The 5,109-nt window shown below is 63.9% G+C and carries 7 protein-coding genes; all 7 read left to right on the forward strand.

Going from position 1 to position 5,109, the window contains the following annotated elements; all coding sequences use genetic code 11:
* Positions 1–197: 197 nt before the first annotated feature.
* The gene (locus AB9K34_RS00885; RefSeq protein ID WP_369952592.1) at positions 198–728 is read left to right on the forward strand and encodes a hypothetical protein; all 531 of its coding nucleotides are present in this window, start codon (positions 198–200) and stop codon (positions 726–728) included.
* Entirely contained in the window at positions 725–1,354 is a 630-nt protein-coding gene (locus AB9K34_RS00890) for an HAD family hydrolase (RefSeq protein ID WP_369952593.1), read from the forward strand. The genes AB9K34_RS00885 and AB9K34_RS00890 overlap by 4 nt, the downstream gene beginning before the upstream one ends.
* Complete coding sequence (locus tag AB9K34_RS00895; RefSeq protein WP_369952594.1) at positions 1,351–2,091, forward strand: glycosyltransferase family 2 protein; 741 nt, start codon at positions 1,351–1,353, stop codon at positions 2,089–2,091. Before AB9K34_RS00890 ends, AB9K34_RS00895 begins: the two co-directional genes overlap by 4 nt.
* A 1-nt stretch (position 2,092) precedes the next feature.
* Positions 2,093–2,413, forward strand: coding sequence for a cupin domain-containing protein (locus AB9K34_RS00900; RefSeq protein WP_369952595.1), 321 nt, complete (start codon positions 2,093–2,095; stop codon positions 2,411–2,413).
* Positions 2,407–3,174 (forward strand): glycosyltransferase family 2 protein, encoded by a 768-nt coding sequence (locus tag AB9K34_RS00905; protein WP_369952596.1) that lies wholly within the window; start codon positions 2,407–2,409, stop codon positions 3,172–3,174. Before AB9K34_RS00900 ends, AB9K34_RS00905 begins: the two co-directional genes overlap by 7 nt.
* Positions 3,171–4,241 carry a WavE lipopolysaccharide synthesis family protein gene (locus tag AB9K34_RS00910; RefSeq protein ID WP_369952597.1) on the forward strand — a complete coding sequence of 357 codons (1,071 nt, stop codon included), beginning with the start codon at positions 3,171–3,173 and terminating at the stop codon, positions 4,239–4,241. The genes AB9K34_RS00905 and AB9K34_RS00910 overlap by 4 nt, the downstream gene beginning before the upstream one ends.
* A gap of 11 nt (positions 4,242–4,252) precedes the next feature.
* Positions 4,253–5,109: class I SAM-dependent methyltransferase (locus AB9K34_RS00915; protein WP_369952598.1), on the forward strand; the 857-nt coding region annotated here is incomplete at its 3' end.

A 5,109-nucleotide genomic window follows, 5' to 3' on the forward strand; every position in this document is an offset into this window, starting at 1 on the left:
ATATCCCTGTTATTTTTATTGGAGTTGTTGCGGAGATTGTTTGATGAAACTAGAGAAGGCAGTGGATTTGTGTCTGTTTTGGGTTTTTGGTGATGCTTTTGATATCGCACCGTGGGTATTGGGTGTCGGCGTGTGAGAAGAACGCGCCGGTTGCGTTTGAGCGTTCGTTTTCGCGTGGGTTCGGGACGGAGACGGATTTGCGGGATCTGGATGGGCGTCTGGTGGTGTCGCACGATCCGCCCTGCGGGGATGTCTTGGGTGTGGATGCGGTGTTTTCGCGGGTTGCGGCGCATGATGCGGGCTTGCCGATGGCGCTGAACATCAAGTCCGACGGGTTGCAGGGCCTGGTGTCCTCGGCGGTTGCGCGGCATGGTCTTACGGGGTGTTTCGTTTTCGACATGGCGGTGCCGGACGCGGTGCAGTGGCTGAAGGCGGAGACGGGGATCGCGGTGTTCACGCGGCATTCGGATGTCGAGGCGGTCCCGGCCTTTTACGACGAGGCGGCGGGGGTCTGGCTGGACGCGTTCCGGAGCGACTGGTGGGACATGGATGTGGTTGCGGCGCATCTTGAGGCGGGCAAGCGGGTGGCGATCGTGTCGCCCGAGCTGCACGGGCGCGATCACCGGGCGGTGTGGACAATGCTGCGGGAGTCTGCAGTGTGTCGAAGGGACGATGTCATTCTGTGCACGGATATTCCCGAAACAGCGAAAGAGTTTTTAGGGTCATGAAGATAGAAGCGGTTGTTTTCGACATGGACGGGGTGCTGATCGATGCCAAGGACTGGCATTATCATGCCCTGAACCGGGCGCTCGAGCATTTCGGCTATACGATTTCGCGGGCGGATCACCTGTCGACCTTCGACGGTCTGCCGACCCGCAGGAAGCTGGAGATGCTGAGCCAGGAGCGGGGCCTGCCGCGCGGGCTGCACAAGTTCCTCAACGAGCTCAAGCAGAAATACACGACCGATCAGGTGCATACGTCCTGCCACCCGATCTTCGTGCATGAATACGCGCTCTCCAATCTCAAGGCGCGGGGGTACAAGCTGGGGCTGGCGTCCAATTCGGTGCGCAATTCGGTGGAGCTGATGATGGAGAAATCCGCGCTCGCGCCGTACCTGGACGTGATGCTGTCCAACGAGGACGTGAAGAAGCCCAAGCCGGACCCGGACATGTACCTGACGGCGACGCGGATGCTGGGTGTCGATCCGGCGCAGACGCTGGTGGTCGAGGACAATGACAATGGCATCCGGGCGGCGCGGGATGCGGGCTGCCACCTGCTGGTGGTGCAGAGTGTTTATGATGTGCAACTCGATCGCATTCTGGATGCGATCGCCCGGGTGGAGGGCCAGGCATGAAGATCGTGATCCCGATGGCGGGCCCCGACGAGCGGTTCAGGCAGCATGGCTTTCCCTTTGCCAAGCCGGTGGTCGAGATCGACGGGCGGCCGCTGATCGAGCATGCGCTGGATTGTCTGCGGCTGACGCCCGGTGCGGATTTCACCTTCGTGATCCGCAAGGAGGACGACCTGCGGTTTCACCTGCGCGACGTGCTGCGGCTGCTGGCGCCGGATTGCACGATCATCACCGCCGATGGCGAGACGGCGGGGGCGGCCTGCACGGTGATGCTGGCGGTCGAGCAGATCGACAATGACGAGGAGCTGCTGATTGCCAATGGCGACCAGATCCTGGATTTCGACCTGAACCGGGTGATCGAGGGGTTCCGGGCGCGCGGCCTGGATGCGGGCACGGTGGTGTTTGACAGCGTCCACCCGCGCTGGTCCTTCGTGAAGACCGACGCGCAGGGCCAGGTGATCGAGACCGCGGAAAAGCGCCCGATCAGCCGCAATGCCACGGCGGGGATCTACTATTTCCGCAAAGGCTCGGATTTCATCGCCGCGACCAAGGCGATGATCCACAAGGGGGCGAGCGTGAACGGGGGCTATTTCGTCTGCCCCAGCTTCAACGAGCTGATCCTGAAACAGAAGAAGATCGAGGTGCACCAGATCGACCGCGACCGGTACATCTCGCTTGCCACGCCGCAGGCGGTGGAAGAATACGAGCAGGTCCTGCTGGCCCGCAAGCGGGGGGGCTGAGATGAAGACCTATCGTCTGGACGACATGACCAAGGGCTGGTTCGTGGGCAATTTCGAGCCCGCGGTGCTGAAGACCGAGGCGGCGGAGGTTGCGGTCAAATCCTACACGGCGGGCACGGTCGAGCCGCGGCACTATCACAAGGTGGCGCCGGAGGTGACGCTGATCGTGTCGGGCTCGGTGCGGATGAACGAGGATCGTTACGGGGCAGGGGACATCATCCTGATCGAGCCGGGCGAAGCCACCGATTTCGAGGCGCTCAGCGATGTCACCACCGTGGTCGTCAAGCTGCCCAGCGTTGCGGGGGACAAGTATACATGCTGAATATCGTTGTGCCGATGGCGGGCCGCGGCAGCCGGTTCGCGCGGGAAGGCTATGATCTGCCCAAGCCGCTGATCCCGGTGCGGGGCCATCCGATGATCCAGGTGGTGATCGCGAACCTGCGCCCGGCCACGCCGCACCGGTTCCATTTCCTGATCCAGCGCGCCCATGACGAGAGCTACGGGCTGGCCGACCGGCTGCGCGGCTGGGCGCCGGGCTGTTCGATCCGGTTCGTCGACGAGGTGACCGAGGGCGCGGCCTGCACGGTGCTGCTGGCGCGGGACGCCATCGACAACGCGGAGCCGCTGATGATCGCCAATTGCGACCAGTATATCGACGCCTCGATCGACGATTACCTGGCCGGCATGCAGGATGCGGACGGGCTGATCATGACGATGTGGGCGGATGACGACAAATGGTCCTTCGTGCGCCGCGACGACACGGGCCGTGTCGTCGAGGTGGTGGAAAAGGTGGTCGTGTCGGACGAGGCGACGGTCGGGATCTACAATTTTGCCCGCGGCGCCGATTTCGTGCGCGGAGCGGATGCGATGATCGCGGCGGACGAGCGGGTGAACGGCGAATTCTACGTGGCGCCGGTCTATACCGCGCTGGCCGGGCAGGGGGCCGAGATCCGCTGTCATTCCATCGGCCGGGTGGGGGCGGGGATGCATGGCATCGGAGTGCCCGACGACCTGAAGGCCTTCGAGGCGAGCCCGGTATCGGCCAGGGCGGTCGCGTCCCTGCCCGGGGAGGCCGCGTCTTGAGCGACAGGAACCTGCTGGTCCGGCTGGGCAACAAGGTTGCGCAACGGATGCTGGACAGTTCGGTGCGCTGGCTGAACAGGCGGTCGGACAATTACACGACCTATCGGCAACGCCCGAAATTCGCCGAGGCGATCGGCACAAGGGGCGATCTTCTGGCGAAGAGCGAACCGATGGCGATCGTCATGCAGGGGCCGCTGCCGGTGCCCGACGACTTCACCCGCGAGACCTTTGCCATCTATCGCCGGCACATGCCGGATGTACGGCTGATCCTGTCGACCTGGGACGATACGCCGGAGGAACATCTGGCGCCGCTGCGGGAGCTGGGCGTCGAGCTGGTGCTGAGCCCGAAACCGGCAAGGCCGGGGCTCTTCAATGTCAACATGCAGCTGGTCAGTGCCGGCGCGGGCATACGCAGGGCCGTCGAGGGCGGCGCGGTCTGGGTGCTCAAGACCCGGGTCGACCAGCGGCTCTACAATCCCAATGTCATGGCGGAACTGGCGGCGATGGCCAGGACCTTTCCGGCCAGGGGCGGGTTCGACCAGAAATACCGTATCTTCGGCATCGGCTATGGCACGCTGAAATACGCGCCCTATCACGTGACCGACCAGACCGTGTTCGGCCATGCCGAGGACATGCTGAAATACTGGACGCCGCCGCTGCGCGAAGAGGATCCGCCCGCCCATTTCCCGGCGAGCGCGCATGATATCTATACCCAGGTCCCGATCGGCGAAGAGGTGCGGCTCGCGGCACCCGAGGCCTATATCGCCGCGCAATACCTGCAACGGATCGGGCGCGACCTGGAATGGACGGTCCAGGACAACTGGGCCGCCTACCGGGATTGTTTCTGCTTTGTCGATTACCAGAGCACCGATTTCTTCTGGCAGAAGACCCAGACCTGGACCCGGCTCGAACTGTTGCACCGGTACGACGTGGTCTGGACCCGGCACGAGATGACCTTTGCGCACTGGATGCTGCTCTATTCCGGGGCGCTGCTGCCCGAGGCGGCGGCCCGCTACGAGGGCGCGCTCGACCAGCTCTTCATGAGCCCGATCGACCTGGCGGATTGAGGGCCGGCGGCATGAAACTGGACCCGGCGGATGTGGCGAGGATACGCAACCACCTGCTCGGTCCGCAGGCGGCGGCGCTGATCGATTACATGTTCCGCCTGAACATCGGGGGCGACGCCGCCGCGATCCCCGGTCCGGTGCGGGAAACCGCCCGCGACCTCGGCTGGACCGACGCCGCGGACCGGCTGACCGACACCGGCGGCTTCGTCGCGGACAGCTGCCGCGAATACATGTTCTGGCTCGACCGCGACCGGGCGCTGCCCTTTGCCGGGGCCGACGGGCTGACGGCCGGGTATTTTGCCGGCAGGTCGGTGCTCGAGGTCGGCGCCGGCATGGGGGCGAACCTGATGTCCCTGTCCGCAACGGTCACCGATCTCGCGGGGGTCGAGCCGATGCCGGTCTATGCCCAGATCGGCGACATCCTGCGCGAGCGCGAGGGCCTCCCCCCGGTCGGAATCCGCACCGGCAGCGGCGAGAACATCCCCTTTCCCGATGCGCGCTTTGACGTGGCGCTCTGCGTCACCGCGCACCAGTACATGGACATCCGCCCCGCCCTCGGCGAACTCGCGCGGGTGCTGAAACCGGGCGGCGAACTGATCATCATCGGCGGCACGCTCGACCGCTACCTCCGCGACGCAGCCGCCAGCTTCCCCTCCAACCTCAAGGCCCATCTCATCACAACCCTCAACACCCTCGCCTACACCCTCCTGCACCGCCGCATCATCCCAAGCAAAGGCACCGCAACAACCAGCAGACCCATATACCCAATGCCCAAAACCATGAAAAAATGGATGACAAACGCCGGCATCAATCCACAAAACAAAACACAAAAAATCGACACAGAAACTATCCTGAAAGGAAAGAAAAT

Origin of the sequence: Sedimentitalea sp. XS_ASV28 (assembly GCF_041224545.1) — a bacterium.
In the GTDB taxonomy this organism is placed as follows: domain Bacteria; phylum Pseudomonadota; class Alphaproteobacteria; order Rhodobacterales; family Rhodobacteraceae; genus Sedimentitalea.